Here is a 17,684-nt window from a genome sequence, read left to right on the forward strand (position 1 = left end):
CGTCCGCCGAAACGTGCGTTGAAACACCAGTCGGCAGGATCTTCGGAGCCTCTGACACCATGGCCTGTGTGAGCTATCCGTACGAAGCCCCAGTTTCGCAGACTCTTTTCGAGCGCGCGGCGGCCGTCACGCCCGGCGGCGTGAACTCTCCCGTGCGCGCCTTCCGCGCCGTGGGCGGTACGCCCCGGTTCATGGTGTCCGGTAACGGTCCCTACCTCACCGACGCCGATGGCCGTGAGTATGTAGATCTTGTGTGTTCGTGGGGGCCCATGATCCTCGGGCACTCCCGTCCCGAGGTCATCGCCGCCGTCCAGGAGGCCGTCTCGCGCGGCACCTCCTTCGGTACGCCCGGCGAGGGCGAGGTCGCGCTCGCCGAGGAGATGGTCGACCGGATCGCCCCCCTCGACCAGGTACGGCTCGTCTCCAGCGGGACCGAGGCCACCATGTCGGCGATCCGGCTCGCCCGCGGCTTCACCGGCCGCGCCAAGGTGATCAAGTTCGCCGGGTGCTACCACGGCCACGTCGACTCGCTGCTCGCCGCCGCCGGGTCCGGGGTGGCGACCTTCGCGCTCCCCGACACCCCGGGTGTCACCGGCGCCCAGGCCGGCGACACCATCGTCGTCCCCTACAACGACCTCGACGCCGTACGCGCCGCCTTCGCCGCCCACCCCGGTGAGATCGCCTGCGTCATCACCGAGGCGTCCCCGGGCAACATGGGCGTCGTACCGCCGCTGCCCGGTTTCAACCAGGGGCTGAAGGACGCGTGTGCCGAGAACGGCGCGCTCTATATCTCCGACGAGGTCATGACCGGGTTCCGGACCAGCCGCGCCGGGTGGTTCGGCGTCGACGGTGTCGTCCCGGACCTGATGACCTTCGGGAAGGTCATGGGAGGTGGCTTCCCCGCCGCCGCCTTCGGTGGCCGCGCCGATGTGATGGCTCATCTCGCGCCCGCCGGGCCGGTGTACCAGGCCGGGACCCTCTCCGGGAACCCCGTCGCCACCGCCGCCGGGCTCGCGCAGCTGCGGCTGCTGGACGAGGCCGCCTACAGCACGCTCACCGACGTGTCGGTGCGTATCCAGGGGCTCGTCAGCGAGGCGCTCGGCAAGGAGGGCGTCGCGCACACCGTGCAGTCGGCCTCCAACATGTTCTCGGTGTTCTTCACGGACCGGCCCGTGCGGAACTACGAGGACGCCAAGGCGCAGGAGTCGTACCGCTTCAACGCCTTCTTCCACTCGATGCTCTCGCAGGGCGTGTACTTGCCGCCGTCGTCCTTCGAGTCCTGGTTCGTGTCGACGGCACACGACGAGCAGGCGGTACAGCGGATCGCCGACGCCCTTCCGGCGGCGGCACGGGCAGCGGCGGAGGCCACAGCGGCATGAGTGACATCACGGTCGTCCATCTGATGCGGCACGGCGAGGTCGCCAACCCGGAGGGAATCCTCTACGGGCGGCTCGCCGGCTATCACCTCTCCGACCTCGGGCGGCGCATGGCCGACCGGGTCGCCGAGCACCTCGCCGTCCGCGATGTGACGCACGTCTGCGCCTCCCCGCTGGAGCGGGCGCAGGAGACGGCGACGCCCATCGCCAAGGCGCACGGCCTGGACCTCGCGACCGACGCGCGGCTCATCGAGGCCGACAACGTCTTCCAGGGCAAGACCTTCGGCGTCGGCGACGGCGCGCTGAAACGGCCCGAGAACTGGAAGCACCTGGTCAACCCCTTCCGGCCGTCGTGGGGCGAGCCGTATGTCGACCAGGTCGTCCGGATGCTGGGGGCGCTCGACGCCGCGAAGGACGCGGCGCGGGGGCACGAGGCCGTGCTCGTCAGCCATCAGCTGCCGATCTGGATCGTGCGGTCGTACGTCGAGAAGCGGCGGCTCTGGCACGACCCCCGGCGGCGGCAGTGCACGCTCGCCTCGCTGACGACGTTCACGTACCAGGGCGACAAGATCGTGTCCGTGGGCTACACCGAGCCCGCGCGGGATCTCGTACCGCCGCATCTGCTGGCTGGCGCCAAGCCTGTTAAGGGGAAGGACAAGGCATTCGGCGCCTGAGGCTTGAACCGGAGCAACCCCCGGGGCCGTACGTCTCTCTTGTAGACGTACGGCCCTTTCCTTTATCCCGGTGACTCAGTGACCCGGTGACCCGGTGTCCGGGGCTATTCGGTCAAATGATCTTAAACAGGTGTCGGTGGCCTGGAACCACGGCTGGTTCATAGCCCTCTAAATCGGTGTCCTCCTCATAAGGGGTGAGGGATCTGACCAAGGGGGAAGTAATGCGCCACATTTCACGAAGGGGAATGCTGGGACTCGGTGCGGGTGTGGGTGCCACGGCCGCGTTGGGGCTCACCGGGTGCGGTACGGGACTCGGGGGCAAGCCCGGTGAAGCCGGTGGCAAGGGTGGCTCCGGTGGCGGCAAGCGCTCAGGTGGCGGCAAGGGCCCGGGGGACAAGAAGACCTCCGTGAAGCCGCTGGGTGACGGGTCCACCGCGAACACCGGGGCCCAGCCCCACCAGCCGGAGAAGCCGCGCGCGCTGGAAGCCGGCCAGACCCCGCCGCAGTTCGTGGTGTTCTCCTGGGACGGTGCCGGTGATGTCGGCAACGGGCTCTTCGAGCGGTTTCTGGAGGCGGGCAAGGAGCACGGCGCCCATATGACGTTCTTTCTCTCGGGGATCTATCTCCTCCCCGAGTCGAAAAAGCGGACGTATCTGCCGCCGAACAACGCTCCCGGCGCCTCCGACATCGGTTATCTGACGGACGAACACATCAAATCCACGCTCGGTCATCTGCGGACCGCCTGGCTCGACGGCCACGAAATAGGCACGCACTTCAACGGCCACTTCTGCGGCGGCCACGGCTCCGTCGCCAACTGGACGCCCAAGCAGTGGCGCAGCGAGATAGACCAGGCGAAGGCCTTCGTGAAGGAGTGGAAGACCAACAGCGGCTGGACCGACCTCGACCCGCTGCCCTTCGACTACGACAAGGAACTGGTCGGCGGGCGCACGCCCTGTCTGCTGGGGCAGGAGAACCTGCTGCCGACCGCGCGCGAGCTGGGCTGGCGCTACGACTCCTCCTCGCCGGGCGGGCTCCAGGTGTGGCCCAGGAAGAAGAGCGGGGTGTGGGATCTGCCACTGCAGTCCATACCGTTCCCCGGGCGGCAGTTCGAGGTCCTCTCGATGGACTACAACATCATGTACAACCAGTCCCAGAACTCCACCCAGGCCCCACCCGCCAACTACCCCTCCTACCGCACCCAGGCCACCGAGGCCTACATAGCCGGCTTCCAGCGGGCCTACGAGACCAACCGGGCGCCCCTCTTCATAGGCAACCACTTCGAGGAATGGAACGGCGGGGTCTACATGGACGCCGTCGAGGGTGCCCTGAAGCACATCGGCCGGGCGAAGGAGAAGGCCCCGGAGGGGGACATCCGGATCGTGTCCTTCCGGCAGTACGTGGACTGGATGGACGCCCAGAAGCCGGACGTCCTCGCCAAGCTCCAGACCCTCGGCGTCGGCCAGGCGCCGACGGGCGGCTGGAAGGAGTTCCTGGGCGCCGGGTCGGGTGCCGGTTCGGATGCCGGTACGACGGCTGGACCGGAGACCGGATCGGGCGCCTGAGCAGCCGTCCGACCAGCCGCCTGACCGGGGCGAACGCCCGCTTTCGACCCCGCCGTAGGGCCGCGAATCGGGCATGCGAAACTTTTCACATGAGTGTCCGTACGAGCCGCAGTCGTGCCGCTTTGCTCACCGCCGGGGCCGCGGCCCTCACCCTCGTGCTCACCGCCTGCTCGGGCGGAGGCGTCCAGGGCGGCGGTGGCGGTACGGGGTTCGTCGCCGGCTCCGACGGGATCGCGACCGTCAAGAAGGGCGACCGGGCCACCGCGCCCGAGCTGTCCGGGAAGACCATCGACGGCGACACTCTGGACGTCTCCCAGTACAAGGGCAAGATCGTCGTCCTGAACGTCTGGGGCTCCTGGTGCCCGCCGTGCCGGGCCGAGGCGCCCAACTTCGTCAAGGTCTCCACGGACCTCGCGGGCCAGGGCGTGCAGTTCGTCGGCATCAACACCCGCGACACCAGCACCCGCCCCGCCCGCGCCTTCGAGGACGAGTACAAGGTCACGTACCCGAGCCTCTACGACCCCACCGGGAAGCTGCTGCTGCGCTTCGAGAAGGGCGCGCTCAACCCGCAGATGATCCCCTCCACCCTCGTCGTGGACCGGGACGGCAAGCTCGCCGCACGCGCCCAGAAGCCGCTCACCGAGGAACTGCTGCGCAAGATGCTCAAGCCGATCCTCGCGGAGAAGTGACGTGTCCGGTACGACGACGACCGTGACCTCGACCGTGCACACCTCAGACGCCCTGACTATGGCCGCCGATCTCACGGGGACGGTGAACAGCGGGGCCCTCCTCCTCGCGCTGCCGATCGCGATGCTCGGCGGACTCGTCTCCTTCTTCTCCCCCTGCGTACTGCCCCTCGTGCCCGGCTATCTGTCGTACGTCACCGGCGTCGGCGGCACCGATCTGGCCGATGCCCGGAGGGGGCGGATGGTCGCGGGGGCCGGGCTGTTCGTGCTCGGGTTCACCGCCGTGTTCGTCTCCAGCGGGGCGCTCTTCGGGTACTTCGGGACGACGCTGCTGGAGCACCAGACCGTGCTGACCAGGGTGCTCGGTGCGCTCATGATCGGCATGGGGCTGTTCTTCATGGGGCTGATGCCCTGGCTGACCCAGCGGGAGTTCCGCTTCCACACCAGGCCCGCCACCGGTCTGGTGGGCGCCCCCGTGCTGGGCGCGCTCTTCGCGATCGGCTGGGTGCCCTGTATCGGCCCCACCCTCGCCACGGTCAACGCCCTCGCCCTCCAGGAAGCGAGCGCCGTACGCGGGGCCGTCCTGATGGTGGCGTACTGTCTGGGGCTGGGCCTGCCCTTCGTGCTCGCCGCGGTGGCCTTCCGCAAGGCGCTCGGCGCCTTCGCCTGGATCAAGCGGCACTACACATGGGTGTTGCGCATCGGCGGCGGCATGATGATCGCGATCGGAGTGCTCATGCTGACCGGCGCCTGGGACCGCATCGTGCAGGAGATGCAGGTCTGGTCCACCGGCTTCACCGTGGGGATCTGATCGATGAGTACGACTGACACCGACAGCGGTACTGACAACGGTACTGACAGCAGTGAGGACACCGGAGCCGCCGGGGCACGGATGAGCACCGCTCCGCAGGAGGACACGGCGCCCAACCTGCCCTCGCTGGGTGTGATCGGCTGGGCCCGTTGGTTCTGGCGGCAGTTGACCTCCATGCGGGTCGCGCTGCTGCTGCTGTTCATGCTGTCGCTCGCCGCGATCCCCGGCTCGCTGATCCCGCAGTCGGGGCAGGACGAGACCAAGGTCGCCGACTTCATGGACCGGCACGACACGCTCGGGCCGATCTACGAGAAGCTCCAGCTCTTCAACGTCTACAGCTCGGTGTGGTTCTCGGCGATCTACATCCTTCTCTTCGTCTCGCTCATCGGCTGCATCGTGCCCCGCACCTGGCAGTTCGTGGGCCAGTTGCGCGGACGCCCGCCGGGCGCCCCCAAGCGGCTGACCCGGCTGCCCGCGTACGCGACCTGGCGCACCGAGGCCACGCCGGAGCAGGTGCGCGAGGTCGCCCTCAAGGCCCTGGGGCGCCGCCGGTTCCGCGCCCACGTAACCGGGGACGCCGTCGCCGCCGAGAAGGGCTACCTGCGGGAGGCCGGCAACCTCGCCTTCCACCTCGCCCTGATCGTGATGCTCATCGCCTTCGCCTGGGGCCAGCTCTACCGCTCCGAGGGCAACAAACTGATCGTCGAGGGCGACGGCTTCGCCAACACCCTCACCCAGTACGACGACTTCAAGTCCGGCAACCTCTTCACCGCCGACGACCTCAACCCGTTCAGCTTCGACCTCAAGAGCTTCCGGGGCACCTACGAGGCCACCGGGCCCAACAAGGGGACCCCGAGGATCTACGAGGCGACCGTCACCTACGCCGTCGGCGCCGACGGCAAGGAGAAGACGACCAAGATCGAGGTCAACAAGCCGCTGGAGATCGACGACTCCAAGGTGTACCTCGTCAGCCATGGTTACGCGCCCGTCGTCACCATCCGGGACGGCAAGGGCAAGGTCGTCTACAGCGATGCCGTGCCGTTGCTGCCGCTGGACGCCAATGTCACCTCCACCGGTGCGATCAAGGTCATGGACGGCTATCGCAACGCCAAGGGCGTACGGGAGCAGCTCGGCTTCCAGGCGTTCTTCCTGCCGAGTTACGGCGGGGCCGGTACCGCGGTCGTCTCGCAGTTCCCGGCGCTGCTCAATCCCGTGCTCAACCTTGAGCCCTATCACGGGGATCTCGGGGTGGACGCGGGGGTTCCGCAGAGTGTGTACCAGCTGGAGAAGCGGAAGCTGAAGGCGTATGAGAACGCCGAGGGTGAGCAGGTGCGGGAGAACCTGAAGCCGGGGGAGACCATGACCCTGCCGGGGGGCAATGGGACGGTCACCTTCGAGGGGGTCAAGGAGTGGGCCGGGTTCCAGGTCACCCAGCAGCCCGGGAGTGGGTGGGCGTTGGGTGGGGCGCTCGCGGCGATCGCCGGGCTTGCCGGGTCGCTGTTCATCCAGCGGCGCAGGGTGTGGGTGCGGGCCACCGCCGGGGCCGATGGGGTCACCGTGGTCGAGATGGCGGGGCTTGGGCGCAGTGAGTCCGCGAAGGTGGCGGAGGAGCTGGGCGACTTGGCTGCCGTGATCCACGACGAGGCGCCGACCCTTGCCGAGGCCGAGTCCGGTACCGAACCGGCGGCTGGGGCTGGGGCTGAGGTTGAGGGCGATGGCGCTGACCGGCGCTTGCCGGGTGCCGCTCTCTTTGGGATGGGTGCCGCCCCAGCGGCACGATTGCCCGCAGCTATGTCTGATTCCGAAGGGGCTGAGGAGAAGTGATGCTCGCCGCCGCAACCAACGAGAACCTGGCGAATATCAGTAACACGCTGATCTACTCCGCCATGGCCGTGTACACCCTGGCCTTCTTCGCGTATATCGCCGAGTGGCTGTTCGGGAGTCGGAGCAAGGTGGGGCGTACGGCTGCCGCGTTGACCGGCGACGACGGGGACGTGAAGGTGGACGCCCCGGCCGTGACCGTGAAGAACGCCGCCGGGGGCACCTCCGTGTTGGAGCGGCCCAAGGTGGTCGTGCGGGCCGTCGCCGGGGCGCGGGACGTGCCGGACGGGCCCGGGGCGCACGGCGGGGACGAGCAGGGCGATCTCTACGGACGGATCGCCGTGTCCCTCACCGCGCTGGCGTGGGCCGTCGAGTTCGGCGGTGTGCTCGCTCGGGCGCTCTCGGTGCGGCGGGCGCCGTGGGGCAACATGTACGAGTTCAACATCACCTTCTCCACCGTGGCCGTCGGCGTGTTCCTCGTGCTGCTCGCGCTGAGGAAGAATGTGCGCTGGCTCGGGCTCCCCCTCATCACGACCGTCCTGCTCGACCTCGGCCTCGCCGTCACGGTCCTGTACACCGCCAGTGACCAGCTCGTTCCCGCCCTGCACTCGTACTGGCTGTACATCCACGTCTCGACGGCGATCCTCTGCGGCGCGGTCTTCTACGTGGGCGCGGTCGGCACGATCCTGTACCTGTTCAAGGACTCGTACGAGAGCAAGCTCGCGGGCGGCGGCAGGCCCGGCCGGTTCGCGACCTCCGTCATGGAGCGGCTGCCCGCCTCGGCCTCCCTCGACAAGTTCTCGTACCGCGTCAACGCCGCCGTCTTCCCGCTGTGGACGTTCACGATCATCGCGGGCGCGATCTGGGCGGGCGACGCGTGGGGCCGTTACTGGGGCTGGGACCCCAAGGAGACCTGGTCGTTCATCACCTGGGTCGCCTACGCCTGCTATCTGCACGCCCGCGCCACCGCCGGCTGGAAGGGCCGCAAGGCCGCGTACATCGCGCTCGCCGCCTTCGCCTGCTGGCTGTTCAACTACTACGGCGTCAACATCTTCGTCAGCGGCAAGCACTCGTACGCCGGGGTCTGACGGCCCCGCCGGACGGGCCACCACCGCGTGGTCCGGCGGGGCGTTGTCAGTGGGCGCGGCTACGTTGGGCGGTGACCTGAGGAGGGCGTCATGGCTCAGCAGCTGCTGCGTGTGCAGAACTTCGGTGTGTCCAGCGATGGGATCGCCGCCGGGGAGGACCAGAGTCTGGAGAATCCGTTCGGGCTGGATGTCGATCCCGGGAAGCTGTTCGCCTGGGCGGGGGCGACGGCCAGCTGGCCGAACCGCGTCGCTCCCGGGGGAAGCAGAGGACTCGACGACTACTTCACCCGCGACTTCGCCAACAACATCGGCGCCGAGATCATGGGCCGCAACAAGTTCGGGCCGCAGCGGGGGCCCTGGGAGAACGAGGAGTGGCGGGGCTGGTGGGGCGACGAACCGCCGTTCCACACCCCGGTGTTCGTACTGACCCACCACCCGCGCCCCTCGTTCACGCTCTCCGACACCACGTTCCACTTCGTCGACGGCGATCCGGCGACGGTCCTGGAGCGGGCCAAGGAGGCGGCGGGCGGCAAGGACGTACGGCTCGGCGGCGGCGTCACCACGATCCGGGAGTTCCTGGACGCCGACCTCGTCGACACCCTCCACATCGCCGTCTCACCGATCAAGCTCGGTTCCGGGCTGCGGCTCTGGGACTCCCCGGACGAGCTGCGCGACCGCTTCCACCTGGACGTCGTGCCCAGCCCCAGCGGGGTGACCCATCACCTGTTCTGGCGGAAGTAGCGAGCCGTGGTCGGTCAGGTCCGCCAGCAGGGCCCGTAGGAGGTGGCGTTCGGCGTGCGTGCGGGTGTCTGGCGACGCCCTGAAGTGGTGGGAGAGGAGGATCAGGCCGAGTTTCGGGTTGCCGTCCGCGTTCGGGTAGTCGCGGTACCAGACGGCGCCCCTGCGCAGACGTCTGTACGGCGCCGACATGCCCTCGCTGTACGCCTCCAACGACGCCTCCACGACCGCCTCCACCACCACCGGCCCCGACACCGGCAGCGACGACACCAGCCGTGCGACGAGCTTGCCGCACCACCGGCGGCCTTTCGACCCCGCCGGTCGGCTGCGCGTCTCGCTCAGCAGCAGGATGCGGCGCGTCTCGTCGCGGATGTACGGCAGCTCGTGGCCGCTCCAGCCGCCGGACGCGACGGCGAGGAGGCCGCACGCCAGGCGCGGGAACGGTATCCGTCCACCGCCGGGCACCGGCTCCGCGAGCCGCTCCGCGGTCGCCAGCAGGGTTTCGTGGGCCATAGCTGTTGTGGGTATCAACAGCAGGGCGGCGAGGGGCAGTTGCTTCGGAGTGGGGTGCGGATTGGCCGTTCGGTTACGGCAGTGATCGGATGCCGGTGACGAAGGAGGCCCAGGTGGTTCGGTTTACGACCAGGACAGGTCCGTCAGGATTCTTGCTGTCGCGGATGGGGACGACGCCGGGGACGGGGGTATCGGGGGCGATTTCGATGCATTCCCCGCCGTTGCCGTGGCTGTAGCTGCTCTTGACCCAGACCGCCGCGCTCAGATCCAGACTGCTCATGGTGCTCATACCTTCCCATCAAGTCGCTGATCAGAGCGGCTGATTCGCGGGGCGACAGAGCGTCTGCCCTGAGCACATCATAGGTTCGCTGGTGTCGAGCGAGGACGGCTGGATCGTCGCTGAAGTGACCGAGGTCCAGGGATTCGGAGTACACCCACCGGTGTCCGTCGGGCAGCGTGAGCAGGCTCAAGTTTGCTGCGGGGCGGGTAATTTCAGGGTTGTCGAAGGGGGCGACCTGGATACGGATGTTGGGGCGTCGGCCTACCTCCAGCAGATGGGCCAACTGGTTCCGCATGATGCGGGGGCCTCCCACCACGGTGCGCAGAGAACTCTCGTCCATCACGGCGACGTAGAGCGGTCCGTCAGAGGCCAGGAAGCGCTGTTGGCGACTGAGCCGCGCTCTGACGCGTTCCTCCACCGGCATGGTGTCCTCCTTGAAACGAGCGAACACCTCGTGCATGTAGTCCTCGGTTTGCATCAGGCCCGACACGATGCTGGCCGTGTACTGCATGACAGAGGTGGCCTCGGTGTCCATCTGCGCCCGGCGCTCGAACCAGTCCGGATGCACAACCGCCGGATACCAGTCGACCTTGCCCCACAGCTTGAGCAACACCCCACCCGTACCCAGCAGTTCATCGCACTTCTTGGCGAAGTCATCGGACGGCACCCTCGTGCCCGCCTCGACTCTCGCGACATGCGACCGGTCGCAGGGGATCTGCCTCGCAAGCGCTTCCTGCGTCAGCAGTGCCGCCTCGCGGAAGTGACGTAGCACCTCGCCGAACATCTCGGCGTTCCCGGCGCCGGTCCCGCCGTCTGCGTTCCGTCGCGTCACAACGGCCCCCAAATTGCTCTGTGTCAATAGCCAGTCGCACGCGTCCGGCGTTGAAGACGACGCTTCCCCTCGGCAACCCTGATTACACCCAGAGTTACAAAAGGGCTGTGGAGTGCACGTGGAACCAGATGGACAGCTCGTCTATGACCCCGGTACGCGGCGGGTCGGCGAGTATCGGGGCCGGGTCGGGCCTTACGCGATGCTGCGTCCCGTTGGGGGCGGCCGGGAGTGGGAGGCCGATCCGGCGAGCCTCAGACCCGCGACACAGGCGGAGCGGATCGGGGCAGAACTGAAAGCGGCGAACCGCCGTGCGAAGAGGAGGATGTGACGTTGCGTCAACCTGACCCCCTGGACCGTCCACCCGTTCCGGTACCGGGTTGTAAAACGTGCGAGGAGCTGTCCGTAAGGCGTAACGAGGCGCGCGCCCGTTACGACTTCAGCGCCGAGACCGACGCCAACGTCCTGCTCCGCCGCCACCGGCGGCGCGAGCACGAAGGGGCGGCCACCGCCAGGGAAACGGCTCTCCCCGCTCTTCCGACCCGTACACGTCGGATCTTCCGGTACGTGCCGTACGTCATCGCGCAGGACCAGTCGGCCGAGCCGGAGTACGAGGCGACGTGTGTGTCCGGGGACGAGGTGGAGTGCGGGGCCACGTCCGGGGTGCATCACGACCCGGCGGGCGTGGAGGAGTGGCAGCGCAAACACACGCAGGAGACGCGGCACCTCCGTTACCGGCGGAGCTTCGGCGACTACGCGGTGCTGGAGCCGTTGGAGGAGGTACCGCTTCGGTGAACCAGCCCTAGATGGAGTCCTCGCCCTTCGTCTTCAGGGCCTCGTGTACGGCGTTGAGGATGGTGTCGGTGTCCGCGCCGAGCGCTCGGGCCGCCGAGGTGAAGTCGCGGGCGAGGGTGGCCAGTTGGTCGGGGTCGTGGTCGAGGGGGCCCTCGGGGAGGGCCGCCACCCGGCTGCCCGCGCCGCGCCGGGTGCGGATCAGTTCGGCCGCCTCCAGCTCGCGGTAGGCGCGGGCGACGGTGCCGGGGGCGAGGCCGAGGTCGGCGGCGAGCTGCCGTACGGTCGGGAGGCGGTCGCCCTCGATCAGCCGGCCGGTGACGATCAGGGCGCCCAACTGGGCCCGGATCTGTTCGTACGGCGGCACCTGACTGGTGGTGTCGACATGAACGGCGGCTTCATTCATCGTCGTCGCCCTGCCTGGCCTTCTTGCCTTCGCCTGGTTCGTCGCTGGGGGCGGGGGTCTTCGTGTCGGCCGACGTTTCCGCGACAGCGGGGGTTTCCGTGTCCGCAGGGGTTTTCGTGGCGGCGGGCTCGTCCTCTTCGGTCGGCTCGTCCTCGGCGACCGGCTCGTCCCCTGCGACCGGCTCGCTCTCGTCGGTCGGCTTGTCCTCGTCCGCCGTCTCGTCCTCATCGACCGAGGGCTCGTCCCCGTCGACCGAGGACTCGTCCCCGTCGACCGAGGGCTCGTCCCCCGTGACCGGCTCGTCCTCGTCGGTCGGGTCATCGCCGGTGGCCGGCTCGTCGGCGACCGCTCGGGGGACCACCACCGTGGCCAGCGACCAGGCTGCCGTGAACAGGCTGAGGAAGCCCAGGGGGTAGATCACCAGGACGGTGAGGGGGCTGAGGGGCGCGGCGCAGGGCGCCTCCATCAGCATGGTGGCGATCATCAGCACGACCAGCACCAGCTGGCCCGACACCATCAGACCCCACGCCCCGGTGATCGCCCACGCGCGGTCATGGCGCTGCTGGTCGTCGCCGGGGCCGTGGGCCACACGGCGCAGCGCCCAGACGCACGCGGGCGTTCCGACGGCGAGGGCGGCGAGCATCGGGACGCTGTAGAACAGGCCGGGCCAGGGGCCGACGACCGTGTGGATGCCGTCGCAGGTGAGCGCGAGGGCCCGGTCCGGTCGGCCCTGTTTGTCCTCCGTGGCCGTGGCGGCGCCTATCGCCAGCAGGACGACGAGGAACGCCGACTGCGCGACGAGCAACGGGGCCATCCGGGGCGGCACATGGTCTCTGATCCGGCGTGGGGTGAGACTCGCGGTGCGTACCGCGTCCCGGGGGCGCGGGGTGAGCGCGTCACCGAGCAGCACCCCCGCCACCGCGCACAGCCCGAACGCCGCCGTCCCCCAGGTGATCGGCTCCGCGATGTCCTCGTTGCCCATCGTGAGGAACTGCCACCCGACCACGAACCCCACGACCAGCCCGGACCAACGGGCCCAGCGATGCGCCTCGGCACCGAACCGGGGCTGGGGTTCGGGCAGGTCGGTCAGACGGGCGGGGTCGGCCGGTTCCGTGGCGTGAGCGGTGTCGGCGTCGGTGTTGGTGTTGGTGTTGAGCATGTGGTCCCCCCCCGGCGAGCGGTCGCTTGTATCAAGTGGTCAGTACAAGGTGTCGTACAAGATGCCGGGTGTGGGGAACTTGTGTCAAACCCTCGATACAAGTGAGGCGTTGGGGATCATCCGGGATCACCGGGGATCAACCGATGGCTCATTCCATGGTGATCGAGTCCAGTTGGGCGCGGAGATGGACGTGGGAGTCGATCGGGGGGTACGTCACGCGGCCGACCGGGGGCGGGACCGATTCCACGATCGTGCCGGGGGTGCACTCGCCGAAGTAGACGAGGGACATCAGTTCCTCGGTGGGTTCGTCGGCCGGGGGCGGCAGGACGCGATGGCGGCCGGAGCGCCAGCGGTCGCCCGTCCAACGGGCCATCAGATCACCTGCCGGTGGTGTCGGCGGTGTCGGTGGTGCGGGGCTGGGGGCGGGGGTGCGGCTGATTCATGCCTCTACTCTTCCCGCGAGAAAAGGTAGGTGTGCAGATGGGCCGCGCCTTCGAGCATTGCCCTAGTGCGGTTGACATCCTCCCCCTCTTAAAAGAGGGGGATTCCAACCCAGTTGGGTTGAGGTTCACGGACGTTCGACCGCTTGGTGGGCGGTGTCGTCCCTCCGGCACCGGCTGTGCGCCGGGGGCGGGGAATCCCGCCCTGTCCTGCCGCGACGTTGATACTCGCGTTGGTGTCCGCGTTGCAGGTGAAGCCGCAGGAGGAACAGACGAACTCGGCTTGGCTCTTGCGCGAGTTCTTGTCGATCCATCCGCAGGCGCTGCATCGCAGACTGGTGTAGGGGGCGGGTACGTCCTCGACCCGGCCGGGGGCCTTGTGCTCGGTGCGTTGCCGGAGCAGGCCCCAGCCCTGGGCGAGGATCGCCCGGTTCAGGCCGGACTTCTGGGCGACGTTCTTGCCAGGCTGCTCGACGGTTCCCTTCGCGGAGCGGGTCATGTTCCGGATGTTCAGCTTCTCGAACCGGATCAGGCCGTAGGAGCGGGCGAGCATGGTGCTGGTCTTCTCGCACCAGTCCTTGCGCCGGTTCACCTCCCGCGCCTTGAGCTTGGCGACTTTGGCGTACTCGGCCGCCTTCTCGGGACTGCCCTTCTTCGCCCGTGCCGCACGCCGCTGGTGCTTGCGGATCTGGGCGCGTTCCCTGACGGTGAGCTGCGGGCAGTTCAGGGTGCGGCCGTCCGACAGCGCGGCGGTGACGGTCACGCCCCGGTCGATACCGATGACCTTGCCGGTGCCGGGCGCGGGGGTCGGCTCGGGGATGACCGCGAAGGCGATGTGCCACTGCCCGTTGCGGAAGGTGACGCGGAACGTCTTCGCGTCGGGCAGCTTCGCGCCCTTGCCTCTGCGGCTGAGGCGGAAGCGGACCCAGCCGCAGCCGGGCACCCTGACCTGCGCCCACCTGCGGTTCAGCCTCTGCACGACGACGGAGCGGCCCATGACCTGCCTGCCGGTCTTCGCGTTCAGCCTCGGCGACCCGTCCGCGTCGTACTCGGGTACACGGTCGGTGCCGATGACCCGGAAACCCTCATGACGGAACTTCCTGCGCCAGGTCGGCTCACCGAACCCCGACGCGAAGCGGGCCTTCTTGGCCTTGGCGAAGTCCTTGAGAGCCTGCTGCTGCACATCCGCGTTCCCGGCACCCAGCCACTCGTTCTCCCGCCGCGCCTCGGTGAGCTGACGACACTGCTCCGCGAAACCGGGAGCGGCCCTGCGCCACCCACGCCAGTGCGCATGCTGCTCAACGGCTAGATTCCACACGTACCGGGCATGCGCACAGTGCGTGAGCATCTGCTCCGCCTGCGCGGGCGTCGGGTACATCCGGAAACGAGACACACCGCGAACCTAGCCACCCCGTTCCCCACCCGCGCACCCCTTCGACCACCATCACCCGCACGAGTGACCAGCACACCCCACAGCCCCGAACACCCCCGCAACTCACCGCCACCACCTGCTCGACGCCGCCCTGGACGTCGTGAAGGGGACGCCGAATCGCCCTGGCGGCGATTCGGCTACCTCTGCCCGCTACGCGGGAGCGGGCATTCACCCCGGCCCTGAAGGACCAGGCACCCCGCCCGAAAGCAACGGTGGCGGTAGCCGGTGCCGGGTTCGCGGCGCGGGGACAGCAGGCCCGCGGCCTCCCACACGCGCTGGGTGGAGACACCGGAGAGCCGGGCCAGGTCCACCGGGCGGAGACGGGTGGGGGCGCCGGTGATGGTGGGAGGGGGCTGGGGAGTGGGGGCGGGCGATCGTTCGGGCATCGGAGCGAAGACTATGGCCTGGGGTGTGGGGTGGGACGGCCGTCGTCATGGGTTCCCGTGCTGTGACGGGGGTCATAGGGACGGTGGCCAGGGAACGGACAGGGAGGGACGTGGAACTTTCTCTACGCGCCCGGATACGGGCCGGCGATCCGGAGGCGTTCGCCCAGCTCTTCCGTGCGCACGCGTCGGTGGTCTACAGCCATGCCGCACGGCTGACGGCCGACCGGGCGGCGGCGGAGGACGTGGTGTCGCTGACCTTCCTGGAGGCGTGGCGGTTGCGGGAGCGGCTGCTGTCGGACGCGGAGGTGGCCGACCTCGATGGCGGCACCGACTGGGATGGGGACGGCGACGAGCCTGGCGGGGACGGCCACTTCGGCGGCGGCCTTGGCCATGACCCCGGTGGTGTCCGCAGCCTGCGGCCCTGGCTGTTCGGCATCGCCACCAATGTCCTGCGCAACACCCGGCGGGCCGCCCGGCGGCACAGCGCCGCGCTCGCCCGGCTGCCGGAACGCCGGGCCGAGCGCGAGACGGTGCCCGACTTCGCCGATGAACTGGTCGGCCGTATGGAGGACGCCGACCGTCTCGCCGCCGCCCGCGTCGCCCTCGGCAAGCTCCGCAAACGCGAGCGGGAGGTCTTCGCGCTCTGCGTCTGGTCCGGCCTGAGCTACGCCGCGGCCGCCGAGGCCCTCGACGTCCCCACCAGCACCGTACGGTCACGACTCGCCCGCGCCCGGCAACGCCTGAGAGGCCTGGCGGAGGCCGAACTGGCCCGGCAGGAGCGGAAACCGGGGGGACGGCCGGAGCCGGCGACACCGTCGACGCCGCCGAGACCTCCGGAACCGTCTACGCCGCCGAGACCGCCAGAACGGTCGACGCCGCCGAGACCGCCGGAAGTGCGGTCGGGGGCGAGACGGGGTTTCGGCAGCGGACAGGTACCGGGTGGCCGCACGGACGCGGCCAGGTCGACACAGGCACAGGAGAGAAACCGATGAACCCCGCGGAACGCGAAGAACTGGCCCGGCTGCTGCCGAGCCCGGGTGACCCGGTCCTGCCCGGCGACCGTCTGCTCCGACTGGAGGGTCACCTGATGCGAGAGATCACCGGCGACGAATCCGCCCTGCGGACCGACTTCGTGACGGAGTACACGGAGGACACGGAGGACACGGAGGACATGAAGACGGGGGCGGAAGAGCCGGACCTGGTTGATCAGTCGATCGAGATCGGGGGGTGGCCCGGTGCCGAGGGGCGGCGGCGTCCGGGGTGGACGCGTCGGCGGTGGGCGCTGGTCGCCGTCCCGCTGACCGCTGCGGCCGCCGTCGTCGCCACCACGGTCGTCATGGTCGCGGGGCCGGAACGGGCGAGCACCGATGCGGAGGCCGTGCGGCTGCTGGAGCGCATCGCCGCCGCGTCGACGGCGCAGGCCACCGCCGCCATCGAGGTACGCGACGACCAGTTCATCTACACCCGCGTCCAGGGCCGGGTGCGGGAATCCGACGGGGACTACCTCTACACCGAGACCCGTTGGATGTCCGTCAACGGCAAGCGGAACGGGCTCGCCAAGACCGACTGGCTCATGGGGCAGCCGAGGCCCGACGGGATGTCGAAGGAGGACTTCGAGAAGTGGTCGAAGGTCCCCAACAAGGACATGGTGATCTACCCCGACTCGAACACCACCACGTTCCGCGAACTGGAGGCCCTGCCGACCGACCCCGAGGCCCTGTACGAGAAGGCGTGGGCCGCGACGGAGGGCCAGGGCCCGACCCACGAGGACGCCGTCCTGGAGTACTTCGGCACGATGCTCGAAGAAGCGACCCTGCTGCCCGAGCTGAACCGTGCGATCTGGCTCTCCATCGCCAAGATCCCCGGAGTGAGCGTCGTCGACAAGGCGCGGGACATCTCCGGCCGCGAGGGCATCGGCCTGACCTTCGGCGAGGGGGACGACCGCGCCGTATGGATCTTCGACCGCAAGAGCCTCAAGTACTTGGGCACGGAGGACACGGCCCTGAACGCCGTCAGGGTCGTGGACAAGGTCGGAGAAACCCCGAAGGGCCTGGAGGAAGGCCAGTGGCCTGAGGAGGATTAGGAGAATCAGGGGAGCCAGGGGGCGAGGGGGTGCCGCGGATTGAGGGCCGAAGGCCCGAACTCTTCAGGGGCGCGGGGAACTGCGCGAGCAACCACAACGAACCCGCACTCGCCGACGATCCACAACCCCCCACGGCGAAAAGGCGCCCCTACTCCTTCTCCCCCTCCCCTTCTTCTTCCTTCCGCTTCAACTCCTCCTCCCGCCGCCGAAGATCAGCCTCCCAACTCTTCAGCAGGGACTCGTCCTTCTTGTTCTCCTCGGCGAGCGACTTGAGGAACTCGGGATTGTCGTCCGGAGCCACGTACTCCGTCCGGTGATTGCGATGCCACTCGGAGGGCGTGCGCCCGTTCACGGGCGGATTCCGCAGCTTCCCGGCCGCCAGCCAGGCAATCGGCCCGACGATCCAGAAAAGCAGAATGATGAAGACCCATGCGATCTTCGGCAGATGCTTCGCCTCGTCCTCGGGGGTGTTGAGACAGTCGATGAACGCGTAGATCGTCAGTGCCAGCGGCACCAGATACATCAACACCCGGAACATGGAACAGCCCCCTGAAAGCCGTGGCGGGCCCGCGCATACCGGGCCCCGTGACGGGGTCAGGGTAGCCCCT

At 68.9% G+C, this 17,684-nt stretch carries 18 protein-coding genes and 1 pseudogene; 11 read left to right on the forward strand and 8 right to left on the reverse strand.

What is annotated here, in order from left to right:
- Positions 1-59: 59 nt before the first annotated feature.
- From hemL to ACWD4G_RS22185, 8 genes are all read left to right on the forward strand, one after another.
- Positions 60-1,379: a glutamate-1-semialdehyde 2,1-aminomutase gene (gene hemL, locus ACWD4G_RS22150; RefSeq protein WP_451295950.1), complete on the forward strand. Its 1,320-nt coding sequence runs from the start codon at positions 60-62 to the stop codon at positions 1,377-1,379.
- On the forward strand, positions 1,376-2,050 hold the full coding sequence (locus tag ACWD4G_RS22155; RefSeq protein ID WP_451295952.1) for a histidine phosphatase family protein: 675 nt from the start codon (positions 1,376-1,378) through the stop codon (positions 2,048-2,050). The genes hemL and ACWD4G_RS22155 overlap by 4 nt, the downstream gene beginning before the upstream one ends.
- A gap of 221 nt (positions 2,051-2,271) precedes the next feature.
- Positions 2,272-3,612, forward strand: coding sequence for a hypothetical protein (locus tag ACWD4G_RS22160; RefSeq protein WP_451295954.1), 1,341 nt, complete (start codon positions 2,272-2,274; stop codon positions 3,610-3,612).
- Positions 3,613-3,701: 89 nt separating this feature from the next.
- Positions 3,702-4,301: a TlpA family protein disulfide reductase gene (locus ACWD4G_RS22165; RefSeq protein WP_451295956.1), complete on the forward strand. Its 600-nt coding sequence runs from the start codon at positions 3,702-3,704 to the stop codon at positions 4,299-4,301.
- A gap of 58 nt (positions 4,302-4,359) precedes the next feature.
- Positions 4,360-5,109, forward strand: a complete 750-nt coding sequence (locus tag ACWD4G_RS22170) for a cytochrome c biogenesis CcdA family protein (protein ID WP_451296233.1) — start codon at positions 4,360-4,362, stop codon at positions 5,107-5,109.
- A 3-nt stretch (positions 5,110-5,112) separates the two neighbouring features.
- Positions 5,113-6,933 carry a cytochrome c biogenesis protein ResB gene (gene resB, locus ACWD4G_RS22175; protein ID WP_451295958.1) on the forward strand — a complete coding sequence of 607 codons (1,821 nt, stop codon included), beginning with the start codon at positions 5,113-5,115 and terminating at the stop codon, positions 6,931-6,933.
- Positions 6,930-8,018, forward strand: a complete 1,089-nt coding sequence (gene ccsB, locus ACWD4G_RS22180) for a c-type cytochrome biogenesis protein CcsB (protein ID WP_451295960.1) — start codon at positions 6,930-6,932, stop codon at positions 8,016-8,018. The genes resB and ccsB overlap by 4 nt, the downstream gene beginning before the upstream one ends.
- Before the next feature lie 90 nt (positions 8,019-8,108).
- The gene (locus tag ACWD4G_RS22185) at positions 8,109-8,759 is read left to right on the forward strand and encodes a dihydrofolate reductase family protein (protein WP_451295962.1); all 651 of its coding nucleotides are present in this window, start codon (positions 8,109-8,111) and stop codon (positions 8,757-8,759) included.
- 583 nt (positions 8,760-9,342) lie between these two features.
- Here the strand turns inward: ACWD4G_RS22185 and ACWD4G_RS22190 are convergent.
- Positions 9,343-9,477 (reverse strand): DUF397 domain-containing protein, encoded by a 135-nt coding sequence (locus ACWD4G_RS22190; RefSeq protein ID WP_451296235.1) that lies wholly within the window; start codon positions 9,475-9,477, stop codon positions 9,343-9,345.
- Entirely contained in the window at positions 9,413-10,333 is a 921-nt protein-coding gene (locus ACWD4G_RS22195) for a helix-turn-helix domain-containing protein (RefSeq protein WP_451295964.1), read from the reverse strand. Before ACWD4G_RS22195 ends, ACWD4G_RS22190 begins: the two co-directional genes overlap by 65 nt.
- 372 nt (positions 10,334-10,705) lie before the next feature.
- Here ACWD4G_RS22195 and ACWD4G_RS22200 point away from each other — a divergent pair, with 372 nt between their 5' ends.
- On the forward strand, positions 10,706-11,173 hold the full coding sequence (locus tag ACWD4G_RS22200) for a DUF7848 domain-containing protein (RefSeq protein ID WP_451295966.1): 468 nt from the start codon (positions 10,706-10,708) through the stop codon (positions 11,171-11,173).
- Between the two features lie 7 nt (positions 11,174-11,180).
- On the opposite strand, the gene ACWD4G_RS22205 is transcribed toward ACWD4G_RS22200, so the two are convergent.
- From ACWD4G_RS22205 to ACWD4G_RS22225, 5 genes and pseudogenes are all read right to left on the reverse strand, one after another.
- Positions 11,181-11,576 (reverse strand): GntR family transcriptional regulator, encoded by a 396-nt coding sequence (locus ACWD4G_RS22205; RefSeq protein ID WP_451295968.1) that lies wholly within the window; start codon positions 11,574-11,576, stop codon positions 11,181-11,183.
- Positions 11,569-12,735: a hypothetical protein gene (locus ACWD4G_RS22210; RefSeq protein ID WP_451295969.1), complete on the reverse strand. Its 1,167-nt coding sequence runs from the start codon at positions 12,733-12,735 to the stop codon at positions 11,569-11,571. The genes ACWD4G_RS22205 and ACWD4G_RS22210 overlap by 8 nt, the downstream gene beginning before the upstream one ends.
- A 148-nt stretch (positions 12,736-12,883) precedes the next feature.
- A pseudogene (locus ACWD4G_RS22215) lies at positions 12,884-13,123 on the reverse strand (isopenicillin N synthase family dioxygenase); the annotation flags it as partial.
- A gap of 143 nt (positions 13,124-13,266) precedes the next feature.
- The gene (locus tag ACWD4G_RS22220; protein ID WP_451295971.1) at positions 13,267-14,553 is read right to left on the reverse strand and encodes an RNA-guided endonuclease InsQ/TnpB family protein; all 1,287 of its coding nucleotides are present in this window, start codon (positions 14,551-14,553) and stop codon (positions 13,267-13,269) included.
- Between the two features lie 191 nt (positions 14,554-14,744).
- Positions 14,745-14,993, reverse strand: a complete 249-nt coding sequence (locus tag ACWD4G_RS22225; protein ID WP_451295973.1) for a hypothetical protein — start codon at positions 14,991-14,993, stop codon at positions 14,745-14,747.
- 110 nt (positions 14,994-15,103) lie between these two features.
- Here ACWD4G_RS22225 and ACWD4G_RS22230 point away from each other — a divergent pair, with 110 nt between their 5' ends.
- Positions 15,104-15,985 carry an RNA polymerase sigma factor gene (locus tag ACWD4G_RS22230; RefSeq protein WP_451295975.1) on the forward strand — a complete coding sequence of 294 codons (882 nt, stop codon included), beginning with the start codon at positions 15,104-15,106 and terminating at the stop codon, positions 15,983-15,985.
- On the forward strand, positions 15,982-17,076 hold the full coding sequence (locus tag ACWD4G_RS22235; protein ID WP_451295977.1) for a CU044_5270 family protein: 1,095 nt from the start codon (positions 15,982-15,984) through the stop codon (positions 17,074-17,076). Before ACWD4G_RS22230 ends, ACWD4G_RS22235 begins: the two co-directional genes overlap by 4 nt.
- A gap of 148 nt (positions 17,077-17,224) precedes the next feature.
- Here ACWD4G_RS22235 and ACWD4G_RS22240 read toward each other — a convergent pair whose 3' ends face one another.
- Positions 17,225-17,614 (reverse strand): PLD nuclease N-terminal domain-containing protein, encoded by a 390-nt coding sequence (locus tag ACWD4G_RS22240; protein ID WP_451295979.1) that lies wholly within the window; start codon positions 17,612-17,614, stop codon positions 17,225-17,227.
- Between the last annotated feature and the right edge of the window lie 70 nt (positions 17,615-17,684).

The sequence above is a fragment of the Streptomyces sp. NPDC002643 genome (assembly GCF_053592555.1).